Origin of the sequence: Brevibacterium pigmentatum, from assembly GCF_011617465.1 — a bacterium.
Taxonomy (GTDB): domain Bacteria; phylum Actinomycetota; class Actinomycetes; order Actinomycetales; family Brevibacteriaceae; genus Brevibacterium; species Brevibacterium pigmentatum.
In genome coordinates, this window is record NZ_CP050153.1 from 2,629,986 (window position 1) to 2,645,837 (window position 15,852).

Below are 15,852 nucleotides of genomic sequence, written 5' to 3' on the forward strand. Positions count from 1 at the left end.
TTAGCGCAGTCCCATAGGACCTAAATCGCTTGCCCCTCCCCCGAGGTGGCCGGACTTCCGCGTCGATCCGCGCACCGGCGCGCCCCTCCGGTCGTGTCCATTTGCCGCGTCAGGACCCGGTGCTACGGTCTGAGCACGGAGTGACACGGACCGTTTGCGACCACGGCATCGTCCCGGTCGGAAGCCGATCCCGCCAACCGCATCAGCACAGCGTCCGGCTTGGAGGTCAGATGAGGATCGCACTGTTCGCCACCTGCATCGTCGATGCGATGTATCCCGAGGTTGCGCAGGCAACCGTGAGAATTCTGCGCCGACTCGGCCATGAGGTGATCTTCCCCGAAGGCCAGTCGTGCTGTGGGCAGATGCACATCAACTCCGGCAAGTTCGCGCAGGCCGAACCGGTCATCGCCAATCACGTCCGCGCTTTCACAAGCACCGAATGGGATGTCGCCGTCGCCCCGTCCGCCTCCTGCGTGGCCTCGCTCGGCCACCAGCAGCCGATGGTCGCCACCCGGATGGGCAATGATGCCCTGGCTTCCGAGGCCGCCGAGGTGGCCGAACGCACCTATGAGCTCACCCAGTTCCTCACCGACGTCCAAGGCGTCACGGATGCCGCGGCCGATCTCGGGTCCTATTTCCCGCACCGCGTGACGTATCACCCGTCGTGCCACGGAATGCGGCTGCTGCGCCTCGGCGATCGACAGTCCTCCCTCGTCCGGTCCGTCGAGGGCATCGACTTCGTCGAACTGCCTCTGGCCGATTCCTGCTGCGGGTTCGGCGGCACTTTCTCCGTGAAGAACCCGGAGGTGTCCTCGGCGATGCTCGCCGACAAGGTGCGCACGATCCAGGCGACCGAAGCCGATGTCTGCACCGGCGGCGATGCCTCCTGTCTGCTGCACATCGGCGGTGGAATGTCGCGGTTCGAACGCACCGGAAGCTGCGACGGCGCCCCGGACGTCACCGCCGTCCACGTCAAGGAGACGAGCTCGACCGATGAGCGGGGGCACACGACCGAGACGCTGACGACGGTCGTCGGTGCCGACGATGACGACCACCTCACCCCAGGCCATCGGGGCACCTCTCCGGCCGAGCCGAGCCGCACCCAGTCCGGGTTCCGCGTCGGTCAAGCCGCGGTCCATCTGGCCCGGATCCTCGCATCGACGAAGGAGGACCCGCTGCGGGTGCCGAGCGAAGGAGCAGAAGTGAGCGGAGGGAGCCTGCGATGACCTTTCTGGGAATGCCGCTGCTGCCGTCGAAGCGACGCAGCGATCTGCCCGGCGGGCAGGGCAACATCATCGAAGCCGAGGCCTTTCCCGAGGCCTCGCACGAACATCTGAGCAACCAGCAGCTGCGCAACAACATCGGCCACGCCACCTCGACGATTCGGTCCAAGCGCGCCGAGGTCGTCTCCGAGCTCGACGACTGGGAAGCCCTGCGCGACGCCGGTGAGGCCACGAAGAACGAAGTGATGGCGAACCTGCCCGAGTACCTCGCGCAGTTCGAAGAGGCATTCACCGCCGCCGGCGGCATCATCCACTGGGCCCGCGACGCCGATGAGGCCAATGCCATCGTCACCGAACTTATCGAGGACAATGCGCCGATGCTCGAGACCGGTCGTCGCGAGGTCATCAAGGTCAAGTCGATGGCCACCCAGGAGATCGGTCTCAACGAACACCTCGAGGCCGAAGGCATCGATGCGTTCGAGACGGATCTGGCCGAACTCATCGTCCAGCTCGGCGAGGACAAACCCAGCCACATCCTCGTTCCCGCCATCCACCGCAACCGGGATGAGATCCGTGAGATCTTCATGGACAAGATGCCCGACGCCGGGGAACTGACGAACGAACCTGCCGTCCTCGCCGAGGCGGCCCGCCGACACCTGCGCCACAAATTCCTCACCACGAAGGTCGCGATCTCCGGAGCGAACTTCGGCATCGCGGAGACCGGCACCCTCGGCGTCGTGGAGTCCGAAGGCAACGGGCGCATGTGCCTGACCCTGCCGGAGACCCTCATCACGGTCATGGGCATCGAGAAGCTGCTGCCGAAGTTCGCCGACCTCGAGGTGTTCCTGCAGCTGCTGCCACGCTCGTCGACGGGTGAGCGGATGAACCCGTACACCTCGTTCTGGACAGGGAAGTCCGAGGGAGACGGTCCGCAGAACGTCCATCTCGTTCTCCTCGACAACGGACGCACCCGGGCCCTGGCCGATGAGCACGGACGTACGGCGCTCAACTGCATCCGCTGCTCGGCATGCATGAACGTCTGCCCCGTCTACGAGCGCACCGGCGGCCACGCCTACGGCTCGACCTATCCGGGACCGATCGGAGCGATCCTATCCCCGCTGCTCACGGGAGTCCAAGAACAGGGCAACGGTTCTCTGCCGTACGCGTCGAGCCTGTGCGGCGCCTGCTACGACGTGTGCCCTGTGAAGATCAACATCCCGGAGATCCTCGTCCATCTGCGGGGCGAAGATGTCAAAGCCAACCACTCCCCTGTGTCCTCCCAACTCGACACCGCCCTCACCGGCGCGTCATGGATGATGGGCGACGGGAAGCGGATGGCCGCGGCGGAGAGGGGACTGCCTCTCGCGCACAAGGTCACCAGCGGTGAGCAGATCAACGCTCTGCCCGGAATCGCCAGTGCCTGGACATCGAGCCGGGACATCCCGGCCCTGCCCGAGAAGAGCTTCCGACAGCTGTGGGCCGAAGAGGAAGCGAACGACCGCGACGAGGAGGGACAGCGATGACCGATACCGCCCGCGAGGAGATCCTCGCCCGCATCAGCGAAGCACTCGGTCGCCGCGGCGGCGGGGAATACGTGTCGTCGTCTCCGCGGACGGCGGTACCGGGCACCGGCGGCACGGCACATGCCGAATCCGGTGGAGTCGCCTCGGCGAACACCGCCGCCACGGCCGCCGACGCCGGATACCACCATGAGGGCACACACACGGGTGAGAGCCTCATCGAGCTGCTCATCGACCGTCTCGTCGACTACAAAGCCAACATCCACCGCGCCGACGGCGACCCGAGCGCGACGATCGCCGAACTCATCGGCGGCCATTCCTCGGTCGTCGTCCCCCGCGGTCTCGACTCGTCCTGGCTGGCGGGGTACTCCGGTGGGGTGCGGGTCGATGCTCCGGGTGAGGAACTCAGCGTCGACGAACTCGACGCTCAGGGGGCGGTTGTGACCGCCTCGGCGGTGGCGATCGCGCAGACGGGCACCATCGTCCTCGACGGATCGGACGAGTGCGGGCGGAGGGCGATCACGCTCGTGCCCGACCATCATGTGTGCATCGTCCGGACGGACGACATCGTCGACATCGTCCCTGAGGGAATATCCCGGCTCGACGCGCACGCACCGCTGACGTTCATCTCCGGCCCCTCGGCCACGAGCGACATCGAGCTCAGCCGGGTCGAAGGAGTGCACGGACCGCGCACCCTCGACGTCATCATCCTCAGCAGTTGAGCGCAGCAGGGACCTTCGATTCTGCCGAGCCGGCGAGCGCACTTGGACCGGCGAGTGCGAACGGATCGGCGAGTGCGGAACAATAGAGCCCATGACCACGGCGCAGACTCTTCAGTACCCGCAGCCGGACCGGCCACGACGTCGCAGCCGGCGGACGACGCTCATCGTCTCCGCTGTCGTCATCGTCCTCACCCTCATCATCGGTGTGATCGCGGCCGACCGCATCGTCGACTACACCACGGAGCAGCGCATCGCCGACGGGCTCGCCGACTACGGTGAGACCGAGGTCTCCGTCGACGGCTTCTTCGTCCTCACGCAGCTGGCCTCCCGGGAGCTGAACTCGGTGCATGTCACCGCCGACGAGGCGACCTATGAGGGTGTCGACTTCACCGATGTCGATGCGAAACTCTATGACGTTCCGACCAGCGGGTCGAAGCCCATCGGCACCGTCGACGGTACGGCGGTGCTCCCCCACTCGACCCTCGACGAACTCGCCGCCGAGCATGCGAACCTGCCCGAGGGGATGTCCTTCACCACCGTCGGAGACGAGCTCTTCCTCAAGGGGTCGATGTTCGGTCAGGATCTGCTCGTGGGCATCGACCCGAAGGCCGACGGACGACGGGCCGTCGTCGACGCGACGACGATCAAGCTGGGGTCGGCGGAGTTCCCCCTCGACCGTCTGCCGGCGTTCCTCACCTCGGCGATCTCCGATATCGTCATCGATCTCGACTTCCTGCCCGCCGGACTCGAACTCACCGACATCACCGCCACCGACTCGGGCCTGCAGGTCCGCCTCCACGGGTCCGGGGTCAGCATGCAGTAGACGAACACGGCTGAACCCGCGCCGTCGATTCTGGTGCGCGGACTCCCCGGCATCGGCTCAAGAGAGGACTCAATGATGAGCATGATCAATCCCGTAAGCGAACGCGTCGCCTCCGAACTCACCGAGCTGTCGACGCTGACCGACTCCGAGCGTCCCGGCTGGACGAGACGTGCCCTCAGCGAGTTCGACGTCTCGGGTCGAGAATTCGCACGCAGGCTCATGCGGCAGGCCGGGATGGACACCCGCATCGACGGTGCCGGCAATGTCATCGGAGTGCTGCCCGGTCGCCTCGGTGGTCGACAGATCATGCTCGGCTCGCACACCGACACCGTTGACGGCGGCGGACGCTTCGACGGGATCGTCGGGGTGCTCGGCGCGATCGAGGTGGTGCGGCTCATCCGGGAGCACGGCATCCGCGTCGATCACGATCTTGTGGTCGTGGTGTTCTTCAACGAGGAGCCCAACGAGTTCGGTCTCTTCTGTGTCGGCTCCCGCGCGATGACCGGTCAGGTCGACCGCAGCACCTTGGCGGTCACGGACCCGCACGGGCGCAGCCTCGCCGAGGCTCTGCCGGACTCACGCATCGACCCTGAGGAGTTCCTCAGCTCGGCCTACGATTTCACTCCAGTCACTGCGTTCCTCGAACTTCACATCGAGCAGGGCCCCGAGCTCGAACGCGCCGGTCGACAGATCGGCGTTGTCGAGACGATCACGGGAATCAACCACTTCCGGGCCCTCTTCACCGGCCGCCAGGACCATGCCGGCACCACCCCGATGGACGTGCGGGCCGATGCCGGCTGCGCCGCGGCCGGAACGGTGCTCGCCGTGGAATCGATCGCCGAATCGGGGACGAACACCCGCGGCACCAGCGGACAGATCCGCTTCACTCCCGAAGCCGTCAATGTCGTCTCGCAGATCGCGCAAGTCGAAGGTGAGTTCCGCGGCCCTGACGGCTCCTGGCTCAACGACGCACAGCGTCGCCTGACCGCTGCGGCCGGCACGGAGGCCGAGAAGCGCGGAGTCGAGGCAGAGATCGAGTGGACCACCGATGATGCGCCGGTCCCCCTGCACGAGTCGATCACCTCGACTATCACCGAGGTGACCGACGAATTCGGGCTCACTCGATCCACGATGTTCTCCGGAGCCGGACACGATGCCGGGATCATCGCAGCGAAGACCCAGGTCGGCATGATCTTCGTGCCTTCCGTCGACGGACGCAGCCACTGCCCTGAGGAGTTCACCGACTTCGCCGACATCATGCCCGGCATCTCTGTCCTGCTCGAAACCGTTCTGCGCATCGATCGCCGCAGTCGCGACTGATAGCGGGGGCGGGTAATGTTCCGGTCGTGACGACTCCCATTCCCGCCGAAACCGCCGACGACTCCAGACGCTACCGCCCCGACCCGACCGTCCTGAACGCACTGACCTCACCGAGGCTGCTCACCCGTGAGGTCCTCGCCGGACTCGTCGTCGGGCTCGCCCTCATCCCCGAGGCGATCGCGTTCTCGATCATCGCCGGGGTCGATCCGAAGGTCGGGCTGTTCTCCGCTTTCATCATGGCGACCTCGATCGCGTTCCTCGGCGGGCGTCCGGCCATGATCTCGGCGGCAACCGGAGCGGTGGCGCTCGTCATCGCCCCCGTCGCCCGCGAGCACGGGATGGACATGTTCATCGCCACCGTCATGCTCGCCGGTGTGTTCCAGATCCTGCTGGCAGTGGCGGGCGTGGCAAAGCTCATCCGGTTCATCCCCCGCAGCGTCATGGTCGGGTTCGTCAACGCCCTGTCGATCCTCGTCTTCGCAGCTCAGGTCCCCCACGTCATCGGAGTGCCGTGGATGGTCTACCCGCTGCTGGCCATCGGCATCGTCGTGCTCGTGTTCATGCCGAAGCTGACGAAGATCGTGCCGGCGCCGCTGGTCACGATCGTGCTCATCACCGGCATCGCCATCGTCTTCGCCATCGATGTCCCCACCGTCAGCGATCAGGGCGAGCTGCCTCGCAGCCTGCCCGAGCTCTTCATTCCGGACATCCCGCTGACTTGGCAGACCTTCACCACGATCGCGCCCTATTCGCTGGCCATGGCTCTGGTCGGGCTGATGGAATCGCTCATGACCGCCAAACTCGTTGACGAGATCACCGACACGCACTCGAACAAGACCCGCGAGTCCTGGGGCCAGGGTGCCGCGAACATGATCTCCGGCCTCTTCGGCGGTATGGGCGGCTGCGCGATGATCGGGCAGACGATGATCAACGTCCGTGCCTCGGGTGCGAGGACCCGGATCTCGACGTTCATGGCCGGAGCGTTCCTGCTCATCCTCGTCGTCGTGCTCGGCGACGTCGTGGGCATGATCCCAATGGTCGCGCTCGCTGCAATCATGATGATGGTCTGCGTCGACACCTTCGACTGGCATTCGATCCGCCCCTCGACGCTGAAGATGCTGCCGAAGTCCGAGACCTTCGTCATGATCGCCACCGTTGCGGTCGTCGTCGCCACCGGCAACCTCGCCATCGGCGTCGTCGTCGGAGTGTTCGTGGCCAGTGTGCTCTTCGTTCGGCGGGTCGCCCACTTCGTCACCGTCGAACGCACGATCACCAGATCCGCGGCAGGTCCGGATGGGGACGATTCCACCGACACCGAGGCGGTTGCCCGCTATGTGGTCCGCGGCGAGCTCTTCTTCGCCTCGTCGAACGATCTGACGACTCAGTTCCGATACACGCACGATCCCGATCACGTCGTCATCGATATGACGGAATCACATGTCTGGGACGCGTCGACCGTGGCCGCCCTCGACGCGATCGTGACGAAGTACGAAGCGCTGGGCACGCGCGTGGAGATCACCGGAATGAACGCCTATACCGAGACACTGCATGCTCGGCTCTCCGGCGGGCTGGGGTAGGTCCCCGGCGACGCTGCGCAGAGGCTCGTGTGCCCTCAGCTCCCCCGATAAGTGTGGCCAGATTGCCATTTTCGCGCCCGAAGCGTGCAATCTGGCCACACTTATCTCCCGTTGACGCGGTGTGCAGAGGGTCGGTTAGACTGCAACGGATGATTTCCACCATGCGCGGCGCCGATTTCAGGCCGCAGGTGTGGGTGCTCGGACATTCCGGCACCAACGGCTACATCACCTCCTGGGGCATGATGCTCTCCGGCACTGCCCCATTGCCTGCCGGATCACCACTCCGGCCCTCTCCCTGAGCAGAAGATGACACTCGCCCCCGCCTCGGCGACCTAGCGGTGACCTGACGGGGCGACCACTCGCACATTTCGGGCCGGACATGCACAGACTCCGGCAACGAAATGGAATCATCGTGACCTCACCTTCCCTCGCCACATCTCCCGGTTCCCGCCTGCTTGCGACGCTGCGCCGCGACACCGTCGGCGGCGCATTGCTCCTCATCGCCGCTGCTGCCGCTCTGATCTGGGCCAACTCTCCGGCATCGGCCGGATACCTCGCGATCCGAGACTGGGAGTTCGGCTATGAACCCTGGCACCTGCGGCTGGGCATCGGGCAGTGGGCCTCCGACGGACTGCTCGCGGTCTTCTTCTTCCTCGTCGGCATCGAACTCAAGGCGGAATTCACCCGCGGTGACCTGCGCCGGCTCCGCACCGCCGTCGTCCCGATCACTGCGGCGGCCGGTGGAGTCCTCGTCCCCGCCCTCATCTGCGCGGCCTTTCTGCTCACCCGCCCGGAGCTGATGCGCGGCTGGGCCATTCCCACCGCGACCGACATCGCCTTCGCAGTGGCCGTCCTCGCGATCGTCGGATCCCATCTGCCCAAGGCTCTGCGTCTCTTCCTGCTGACTCTGGCCGCGGTCGACGACCTATTGGCGATCGCCATCATCGCGATCTTCTATACCGAGACCATCGCGATTCTCCCCCTCGCCACCGCGCTTGGAGTCGTCATCGTCTACGGACTCATCGCAAGTCGTTTCCGTCGCATCTTCGTCGAGCGCGCCTGGGCCACATGGGTCGTTCTCCTCCCCCTCGGGCTCGTCGCCTGGGCGCTCATGCACGCCTCAGGTGTCCACGCGACCATCGCCGGAGTGCTGCTGGGTTTCACGATCCCCGCAGTCGTCGGCCGTGCTTCGAACCAAACGCCCGCTGCCTCCGGCGGTCACTCATGCGAAGGCGAGGCCCAGTCCGGAATCGACCTCGCCGAGGCGCTCGAACACCGTATACGACCGCTGTCGGCCGGGCTCGCCGTCCCGGTCTTCGCCTTCTTCGCCGCCGGTGTCGATATCGGAGGAACTGACGGCCTGGTATCGGCGTTCTCCCATCCCCTGACCTACGGAATCATGGCGGCACTGGTCGTGGGCAAGCCGGTGGGCATCCTCGCCTCCACATGGCTGGTCAGCCGGTTCACCGCAGGTTTGGATCCCAGCCTACGTTGGGCCGACCTCACCGGCATCGGACTGCTTGCCGGAATCGGCTTCACCGTCTCTCTCCTCGTCGCCGAACTCAGCTTCACCGCCGGTTCGGTCGAACACGATGTTGCGAAGGTCGCCGTTCTCAGCGCCTCTCTGCTCTCGGCAGTACTCGCCGCGCTCATCCTCACTGCCCGTAATGCCCATCACCGTCGCCTGTCGCAGGAGTGAAGGAGGTCGGTGACCGGCGAATCCGCATCATGTGATTGCCAGTTCCGACACAGACTGCCGCACTAGGATTCGAACCGTCCCTGTTCATCCCGACGACCAACATCGACAGAGCATTCGACCAACTGAGAAGGACCGTGCCATGGCATTCGACAAGTTTCTCAACAAGGCCAAGAACCTCGCCAATGATCCCAAGGTCAAGGACAAACTCAATTCGGACAAGGGCGAGAAGATCACTGACTCAGTCCTCGACAAAGCCGCCGGCGTCGCCGACTCGCTGACCGGGGGCAAGCACTCGGACAAGATCAAGAAGGCCCGGGATGCGGCGGATAACGCCATCGGCAATGACCGTGGCCAGACCGGTGGAACGAACCGTGGAGACGATCAGCCCGGTGGCGCGAACCGCAACGACGTTCGCGGGAACGACGTCCGCGGAGACGATCAGACCGGCGGAGCGAACCGTCGTGACGATGGCTTCGACGGCGACAATGGATCAGCCGGAAGCCGCTGACCACTGATCTTCTGCATCAGCTGTTCGAGCCCCTGCCGACCACGGCAGGGGCTCGAACTCTGTTCGGCGGTGCCCTGCGACACAGCAGAGGCAGAGACGCAGTGCGGTCGGCAACGCAGACTCAGGAATCGATCTCCGGGGTCGGCAGGGATGCCGGGTCGGCGTCGATCGTGATCCGCACCGCGTCGATGGCGGTGTGATCGCGCAGCAGCTCCTCGCCCGACACCTCCCACCCATCTCCCTTCTTCTCGCCGCACGACTCGCTGTGCGGAGAGATGACCTCACAGTCGACGGCGGTGATCGGCGCCTCGGACTCGATGACGAGGTCGCCGCGGTCCAAGGGCCGGAAGTACACGACAATGCCGCGGCCCTGTTTCCCGTGGACGTCTGCGGCCGGCACCGCCGCCCCGGCAACCTCGTAGTCGAGGACGCCGCGGTGAGATCCTGCAGCGAGTTTGTCCGTGGAGAAGCCGATGTCGACGGAATGCAGCTCTTTCTCGATGGACGCCTCCGCTTTGGTCGAATCGATGGTTCCTCGCGGATTCGAATAATCCGTCCGCAGGTACGGCGGCAGCAGGGACTCAGTATCTGGCAGGCGGAATCCGTCGTGGATGTCACCGCCGAACGACCATTTCATATCCCGCGCGAGCTCGAATCTCGTGTCCAGCCGCACCGAGTAGCTGCCATCGGCGGCGATGCTGAGCGTGTGCTCAGCGGTTTTGCTGCGCAACGGATTCGGTGCTGCGTCCACCCAACTGGGCACGGCAACCGCGGTCACGATCATCGCGGTGAGGGCGAGCGCTGCCAGCGAGGACGAACCGCGGCGGCGCCTGGTTCCTCGTTTGATCTCTCTCATCACTGCCTCTCATATGCACGGATCGGGGATGCAGTCATTCCTGCGGGAGGGGTGAAGGCGATGACGTCATGACTGTCGGTCAGGGACTCCCGCCAGACCACGCGGGCGCCGGCCTCCGAGTCTTCACCATCATCGACTCGTGCGAATGCTGCAGCGTCGCAGCCATCACCGAGTTCGAAGTCGACGTTGTCGGCCGGACAATGCACCGGCCCGTCGGTGTCGATGTTCAAAGTGTGTGTCTTCTGCGTGTGCTGACCATTGCCGATCACGGGGATGGGCACGGCGAAGACATCCTCGCCGGCCACGGTGATGAATACCTCGTCGAGGACGTATTCGAGTTCGATGACGTGTCGGCCTTCGCTCCACTGTCCGGTCTTTCCGTCGGAATCCTCCGGGTTGAACTTGAAGTGCGCCTCCGGGGGGTCAAAGCCCTGCTCCCTCTCTTCATCGACGGCGATGTCCAACTCTCCGAGTGTCTTCGGTGAGGTCCGAGTCGAGTCGTCGGCTGTGCTCAGCTCGACGGCGCTGAGCGAAGACAGTTTCGGCATCATCGCCAGTCGGTTCCCGGTCTGAGGATTCCGACCCACTCCTGCATCACTGATCCACAGACCGACCGGTTCTCCGCCTTCAGGCGGGGTCTCGTAGATCAGCCTTTGGCGGATCTGCACGGTCCCGTCCCTCTGCGGGGCCACCTCGGTGATGGATTCCTGCGGGGTCAGCGCATGCTCGGACAGACGTTCGGTCTCCGGGTCCGGCGGTGCCGACCGCAGCACCAGCGCGGTGACGATCACGCCGATGACGACGACAGCGACGGCGGTGAACGCGATGCCGACGAGGAGGAGCAGCTTGGAACGGGTCATGACTTCACACTAGGGTCAGGACCCGTCACAGGAGCCGCACATTCGGTGCCAGACCTGGAACATGCCAGGACCGGATCGGCCGATTCATCGGCTCAGTCACCGACACACAGCGGGCAGCGAGCGAGTGTGTGAGAATGGCAGTCTGCGTCAAGCCACGCTGTGCCGACCGACCACTACTGCAGCAGGAGGTGCCATGCGATCGCCCATTCCGGATTTCCTCGATGAGACGCTCGACCGATTCCGACCGGATCGGTCCGGCGAGAATGCGGACTACATCCCGGACCTCGCAGCAGCGGATCCGGAGAAGCTCGCGATCTGCATCTCCACCCTCGACGGCGTCGGATACACCTCCGGCGATGCCGACCACGAGTTCTCGATCCAGTCGATGTCGAAGCCCTTCATCTACGGCCTCGCCCTCGAACAGGAGGGTCTGGCCGGAGTCCTCGAGAAGGTCGGCGTCGAACCCAGCGGTGAGAAGTTCAATGAGCTCTCCCTGGACAAGAAGTCCGGCCGCCCGCTCAACCCGATGATCAACGCCGGGGCCATGACCATCCACTCCATCCTCGGCGATCCCGGTGCAGGACTGGCCGAACGCACGGAGATCGTGCGTGCCGGGCTCTCCCGCTTCGCCGGCCGAGAGTTAACGATCGACGACTCGGTGGCCGACGGCGAATGGCGTGAGGCTTACCGCAACGTCGCCATCGCGAACATGCTCCGGTCCTACGACATCTTCTACGACGACCCCGACGAGGTGGTCCGCGGCTATATCGAACAATGCTCGATCACCGTCACCGTCAAGGACCTCGCCATCATGGCCTCGACCCTCGCCGGGGGCGGGATCAATCCGCTGACCGGTGAGCAGGTGCTCTCTCCCAGGGTCAACCGGCAGGTGCTCGCGGTCATGATGACATGCGGCATGTACGACGCGGCAGGCGACTGGATGACGGAGATCGGGATTCCCGCCAAGAGCGGCGTCTCCGGCGGCGTCTTCGGCGTCATGCCAGGTCAGGTCGGCATTGCCACGTTCTCTCCGCGCCTGGACAAGCACGGCACGAGCGTCCGCGGGTCGAAGATCTTCCAGGACCTCTCCGACCGGTTGAGCCTGCACATCATGGATGCACCGGAACCGGCCCGCTCGATCATCCGCCGTGACCGTCGCTTCGTCGATTCCGAGGGCAAGATGGTCCGCATCTGCAGCCTGCAGGGCCTCATCCAGTGGAGCGGTTCGGAGAACGTCCTGCGCACGATGGACGAGCCCGGTTCCACCACGAACACCTTCGTCCTCGACCTGCGCCGAGTCAATGAGATCAACTCCATCGCCCGGAGCATGCTCACCGAGGCGCTGTCGCGCATGAAGGACGACGGAATCCGCGTGGTGCTGCTCGACCCCGACGACATGATGCAGTGCAAGGGACCGAACTCCCCGCTTCCCGGCGTGCAGATCCTCGATTCTCTCAAATCGGTCAAGGGACTCAAACGCATCCGCGACGATCGCCGCCGAGAGATGGCCGACCGCGCCCACTGACGGCCATGGCGGGTGGTCGAGGCCAGCGGCAGGAACGGTGCGAAACCGTCCGCTGAGACCCGAGGTCGGCCGTTGGAACGGGTTTGATAAGGTGAGCCTTACCGAATCCCTGCGCCGAGGCGGCTTCGCCCTCCGAAGTCGACCTGAGCTTTCAGGGGTACCCCGTTTGAGAAAGGCCGCCTGTGACGACCGCACCCAACACCCCAGAGCGCACTGCACGACCCGCCCGCCAGCAGGTGGTGCTCACCGTCCTCGAGGCGACCGAGGTCAGCCCGCATCTGGTGCGGCTGCGCCTCGGTGGCGACACCTTCGACAACATCGACTCGAACGATGCGACCGACAAGTACGTCAAACTCCTCTTCGCCGATCCGGCGCATGGACTCGTCCCGCCTTACGATCTGGCGGAGCTGCGCGAGCAGTCCCCCGAGAAGCTGCCGAGTCGCCGCACGTACACGGTGCGAGAGATCGATGTCGAGGAGAAGTGGCTGAGCATCGACTTCGTCATCCACGACGATGACGGCATCGCCGGACCCTGGGCGAAGAACGCGAAGCCCGGGGATACGCTCGTCCTCTCCGGAGCGGGCGGCAAGTACGCCCCCGCTGCCGAGTCCGCCTGGCACCTGCTCATCGCCGACCACTCCGCGATCCCGGCGGTGAGCTCCGCCATCGAGGCGATGCCCGCCGGAGCCACCGGAGTTGTCCTGGCCTGTGTCACCGACGAAGCCGATCGGGTTCTGCCCGAGGCGCCCGCTGGCATAGAGGTGAGATGGGTGGACTCGCAAGAGGAACTCATTGCTGCGGTCGAGGGACTCGAGTGGCGTGCGGGAACTCCGCAGGTCTTCGCCCACGGCGAGCGCGAGACGATCAAGGTCATCCGCAAGATCCTCAAGGAACACGAAGTGCCGCGGGAGGCACTGTCGATCTCGGCCTATTGGGCCCGCGGCCGCGCCGAGGATCAGTTCCAGGCCGAGAAGCGCGAACCCATCGGCCAGATCGACTGAGCTCCCTGATTAGCGAACTCAGCGGCGGCGCGTGACGAAGAAGGCTGCTGTGCCGAGGGCGATGAGTCCGACAGCGATGCCGCCGAGGATGAGGTACTGACCGAGGTCGGCACCGGTGCGCGGCAGCGGATCGCCGTCGGCCTCGTTCGGGCTCTCGGAGCCGTCAGCGTTCGATCCTGCGTCGGAGCTGGTGTCGGAGCCAGCGTGCGAGCTGCCCGCTGAGTCGCTGCCCGCACTGGCGCCAGAGCCGCTGTCCGACTCCGCCCCATCAGCGCCTGATTCGGAATCGCTGCCAGCTTCGGCCTGAGCGTTGTCGTTCGCACCGGCCTCGGTGTCGACGTCGCTCTCGGAGCCTGCCTCCTGGTCAGCGCCCGCATCTTCATCAGCACTGGCGTTCTTCTCGTCTCCGCCGGCATCGGCCTCGCCGTTCTCGTCCCCGTCGTCCCCGCCGTTCGCGAGGTCGGCAACCGAGTAGAGGCTCGTGGTTCCCGAGACCTCGTTGCCGACGACGAGTGCCGCCTCGCCCGACGGCGACTCATCCGCGCTGAGGAAAGTGATGCCCTCCGGCCCGAGGTCACCGGCGCTCGAGAGCAGCGCAGCAGAATCCGAGGCGTCCTCGATCTCGTCCTCGGCCGAGATGGAGAAGTCCCTGTTGTTGAAGTAGGTCGCGAACTTCGGGTCACCGGGATTGCTGAGATCGAAGGCCGCGATTCCGCCGATGCGTTCGAAGCCGACGAACGCGTAGGTCGTCTCCCCCACCTCGCCGATGGTCAGCGCCTCGGGTTCGGGTCCCTTGTCGTCGCTGCGTCCCTCGAGGTTCGACTCGGAATGGTTGGAGTTGAAGAAGTCGGGCACAGCCTCGGCGGTCAGACGTTCGAACTCATCCGCGGAATCGGCGACGAGCTTTCCGTCGGTCGTCCACACGGAGAACGAGCGGGCACCGAACGCCACGAGCTCCTCATAGCAGTCACCGGCTTCGTTGAGCCCCAGATCGGTGATGATGTTCAGCCGTCCGAGATCCTCATCGCCGAGCTTGTCCTTAAGCGGCGAGGTCTCGCACACCGGCGCCAGACCGTCCTCGCCGAGGTCCTTGACCCTGGCCGCATCGACGAAGTCTCCCCATTCGCGTGAGTCGCCCTCGTTCGCGGTGACGAGGTAGTCGGTGCCGCCGGAGGTGAACGTCGAGATCGTGTCGGGCATGTACGCGCCCTTGAGTCCCTCGTGTTCCGTGATGTTCACGGTCGGGGCATCCTCGGGGTCACGGTCGGAGGCGTCGAGTCCGTTGCCGGCCTGCCCATGGTCCTTGAGCCCCAGCGGGAGGATGTCCTCCACCTCGGCGGAGGCGATGTCGACGACCGCGAGCGCGTTCGCCTCCTGCAGGGTCGCGTAGGCCTTGCTTCCTGCGACGGTGATGTATTCGGGTTCGAGGTTGCGCGAGATCGGCAGGTCGTCTTCGGGGGTCGGTCCGAAGATCCGCACATCCTCCGGCAGCGTCTTCGCTCCCCCGTCCTCGAATTCGTGGAAGTCCGCGGTGTGCACATCCGAATCCGACGGCGCAGCCACCTCGGCGGGGAGGTCGATGACGGACACCGAACCTTCTGGATCGGTCGAGAAATCGTCGGCCGGTTCGCCCTCGTTCGCCACCAGGGCGTGAGTGCCGTCGGGGGTGACGGTGACCATGTCGGGCAGGGATCCGACGGGAACCTCGCCGAGGATGTCCGCCTCGGGGTCGTTCGCGTCGAAGAACATCACGGTTCCGGGCTGCGTCTTGTCCTCGTCCTCGAGCGCAATGACGCCGAGTCCGTCCTCGCGGATGGAGATCGAGTTCGCCACCCCGGTGCCGGTGATCTCGGAGACCTTCTTCGGGTTTGTCGGATCCGATGCATCGATGACGTCGACTGTGGCCGCCTGCGCGTTGACGGTGAAGACCGTGTCGCCGTGGACGGCGGTGATCTCGGCGGCGGATTCGTCGAACTGTCCGGTCTCGTGGGAGCCGAGGAAGCCCATCTCGATCTGTGCATCCTCGGCCGAGAAGCTGATGGGGTCGTCCACCTCTGCGGCGTGAGCGGGGCTCGTGCTCGGCACCGTGCCGCCGACGGTGAAGCCGGTGGCCAGCAGGAGGGCGGCTGCCGAGGCCGTGAGCGTCTTCGCAGACAGTGGGATCGTCATCGGTTCTCCGGGATGAATGGGCGTCGCGGGCCGACTGAACCCACAAGCA

At 65.4% G+C, this 15,852-nt stretch carries 14 protein-coding genes; 11 read left to right on the forward strand and 3 right to left on the reverse strand.

Annotated features, from left to right (window positions below; translation table 11 throughout):
* Positions 1-230 precede the first annotated feature (230 nt).
* The 9 genes from GUY30_RS11835 (at position 231) to GUY30_RS11875 (ending at position 9,392) form a co-directional block, all read left to right on the forward strand.
* Positions 231-1,226, forward strand: a complete 996-nt coding sequence (locus tag GUY30_RS11835; RefSeq protein ID WP_167197706.1) for a (Fe-S)-binding protein — start codon at positions 231-233, stop codon at positions 1,224-1,226.
* The gene (locus GUY30_RS11840) at positions 1,223-2,746 is read left to right on the forward strand and encodes a lactate utilization protein B (protein ID WP_228281287.1); all 1,524 of its coding nucleotides are present in this window, start codon (positions 1,223-1,225) and stop codon (positions 2,744-2,746) included. Before GUY30_RS11835 ends, GUY30_RS11840 begins: the two co-directional genes overlap by 4 nt.
* On the forward strand, positions 2,743-3,465 hold the full coding sequence (locus GUY30_RS11845) for a LutC/YkgG family protein (protein WP_167197709.1): 723 nt from the start codon (positions 2,743-2,745) through the stop codon (positions 3,463-3,465). Before GUY30_RS11840 ends, GUY30_RS11845 begins: the two co-directional genes overlap by 4 nt.
* Positions 3,466-3,556: 91 nt before the next feature.
* On the forward strand, positions 3,557-4,288 hold the full coding sequence (locus GUY30_RS11850) for an LmeA family phospholipid-binding protein (protein ID WP_167197712.1): 732 nt from the start codon (positions 3,557-3,559) through the stop codon (positions 4,286-4,288).
* Between the two features lie 81 nt (positions 4,289-4,369).
* Positions 4,370-5,608, forward strand: coding sequence for a M20 family metallo-hydrolase (locus GUY30_RS11855; RefSeq protein ID WP_167197715.1), 1,239 nt, complete (start codon positions 4,370-4,372; stop codon positions 5,606-5,608).
* Between the two features lie 26 nt (positions 5,609-5,634).
* Entirely contained in the window at positions 5,635-7,185 is a 1,551-nt protein-coding gene (locus GUY30_RS11860; protein ID WP_228281289.1) for a SulP family inorganic anion transporter, read from the forward strand.
* Positions 7,186-7,334: 149 nt separating this feature from the next.
* Complete coding sequence (locus GUY30_RS11865; protein WP_167197718.1) at positions 7,335-7,484, forward strand: hypothetical protein; 150 nt, start codon at positions 7,335-7,337, stop codon at positions 7,482-7,484.
* A 113-nt stretch (positions 7,485-7,597) separates the two neighbouring features.
* The gene (gene nhaA / locus GUY30_RS11870) at positions 7,598-8,884 is read left to right on the forward strand and encodes a Na+/H+ antiporter NhaA (RefSeq protein ID WP_228281291.1); all 1,287 of its coding nucleotides are present in this window, start codon (positions 7,598-7,600) and stop codon (positions 8,882-8,884) included.
* Positions 8,885-9,023: 139 nt separating this feature from the next.
* Entirely contained in the window at positions 9,024-9,392 is a 369-nt protein-coding gene (locus GUY30_RS11875) for an antitoxin (RefSeq protein ID WP_167197724.1), read from the forward strand.
* Between the two features lie 121 nt (positions 9,393-9,513).
* Here GUY30_RS11875 and GUY30_RS11880 read toward each other — a convergent pair whose 3' ends face one another.
* Positions 9,514-10,248, reverse strand: a complete 735-nt coding sequence (locus tag GUY30_RS11880; RefSeq protein WP_167197727.1) for a hypothetical protein — start codon at positions 10,246-10,248, stop codon at positions 9,514-9,516.
* On the reverse strand, positions 10,248-11,108 hold the full coding sequence (locus GUY30_RS11885; protein WP_167197730.1) for a hypothetical protein: 861 nt from the start codon (positions 11,106-11,108) through the stop codon (positions 10,248-10,250). The genes GUY30_RS11880 and GUY30_RS11885 overlap by 1 nt, the downstream gene beginning before the upstream one ends.
* 193 nt (positions 11,109-11,301) lie before the next feature.
* On the opposite strand from GUY30_RS11885, the gene GUY30_RS11890 reads away from it, so the two are divergent.
* Together GUY30_RS11890 and GUY30_RS11895 are read left to right on the forward strand one after the other, a co-directional pair.
* Positions 11,302-12,633 (forward strand): glutaminase, encoded by a 1,332-nt coding sequence (locus GUY30_RS11890; RefSeq protein ID WP_167197734.1) that lies wholly within the window; start codon positions 11,302-11,304, stop codon positions 12,631-12,633.
* 182 nt (positions 12,634-12,815) lie between these two features.
* Positions 12,816-13,634 carry a siderophore-interacting protein gene (locus tag GUY30_RS11895; RefSeq protein WP_167197737.1) on the forward strand — a complete coding sequence of 273 codons (819 nt, stop codon included), beginning with the start codon at positions 12,816-12,818 and terminating at the stop codon, positions 13,632-13,634.
* A gap of 18 nt (positions 13,635-13,652) precedes the next feature.
* Here the strand turns inward: GUY30_RS11895 and GUY30_RS11900 are convergent, their stop codons facing one another.
* Positions 13,653-15,803, reverse strand: a complete 2,151-nt coding sequence (locus GUY30_RS11900; protein WP_167197740.1) for a choice-of-anchor I family protein — start codon at positions 15,801-15,803, stop codon at positions 13,653-13,655.
* Positions 15,804-15,852: the final 49 nt, after the last annotated feature.

Bases quoted from the DNA above. Each gene is read 5' to 3' on its own strand.
- GUY30_RS11835 (WP_167197706.1), top strand. From the start codon at position 231: ATGAGGATCGCACTGTTCGCCACCTGCATCGTCGATGCGATGTATCCC.
- GUY30_RS11840 (WP_228281287.1), top strand. From the start codon at position 1,223: ATGACCTTTCTGGGAATGCCGCTGCTGCCGTCGAAGCGACGCAGCGAT.
- GUY30_RS11845 (WP_167197709.1), top strand. From the start codon at position 2,743: ATGACCGATACCGCCCGCGAGGAGATCCTCGCCCGCATCAGCGAAGCA.
- GUY30_RS11850 (WP_167197712.1), top strand. From the start codon at position 3,557: ATGACCACGGCGCAGACTCTTCAGTACCCGCAGCCGGACCGGCCACGA.
- GUY30_RS11855 (WP_167197715.1), top strand. From the start codon at position 4,370: ATGATCAATCCCGTAAGCGAACGCGTCGCCTCCGAACTCACCGAGCTG.
- GUY30_RS11865 (WP_167197718.1), top strand. From the start codon at position 7,335: ATGATTTCCACCATGCGCGGCGCCGATTTCAGGCCGCAGGTGTGGGTG.
- GUY30_RS11875 (WP_167197724.1), top strand. From the start codon at position 9,024: ATGGCATTCGACAAGTTTCTCAACAAGGCCAAGAACCTCGCCAATGAT.
- GUY30_RS11880 (WP_167197727.1), bottom strand. From the start codon at position 10,248: ATGAGAGAGATCAAACGAGGAACCAGGCGCCGCCGCGGTTCGTCCTCG.
- GUY30_RS11885 (WP_167197730.1), bottom strand. From the start codon at position 11,108: ATGACCCGTTCCAAGCTGCTCCTCCTCGTCGGCATCGCGTTCACCGCC.
- GUY30_RS11890 (WP_167197734.1), top strand. From the start codon at position 11,302: ATGCGATCGCCCATTCCGGATTTCCTCGATGAGACGCTCGACCGATTC.
- GUY30_RS11900 (WP_167197740.1), bottom strand. From the start codon at position 15,803: ATGACGATCCCACTGTCTGCGAAGACGCTCACGGCCTCGGCAGCCGCC.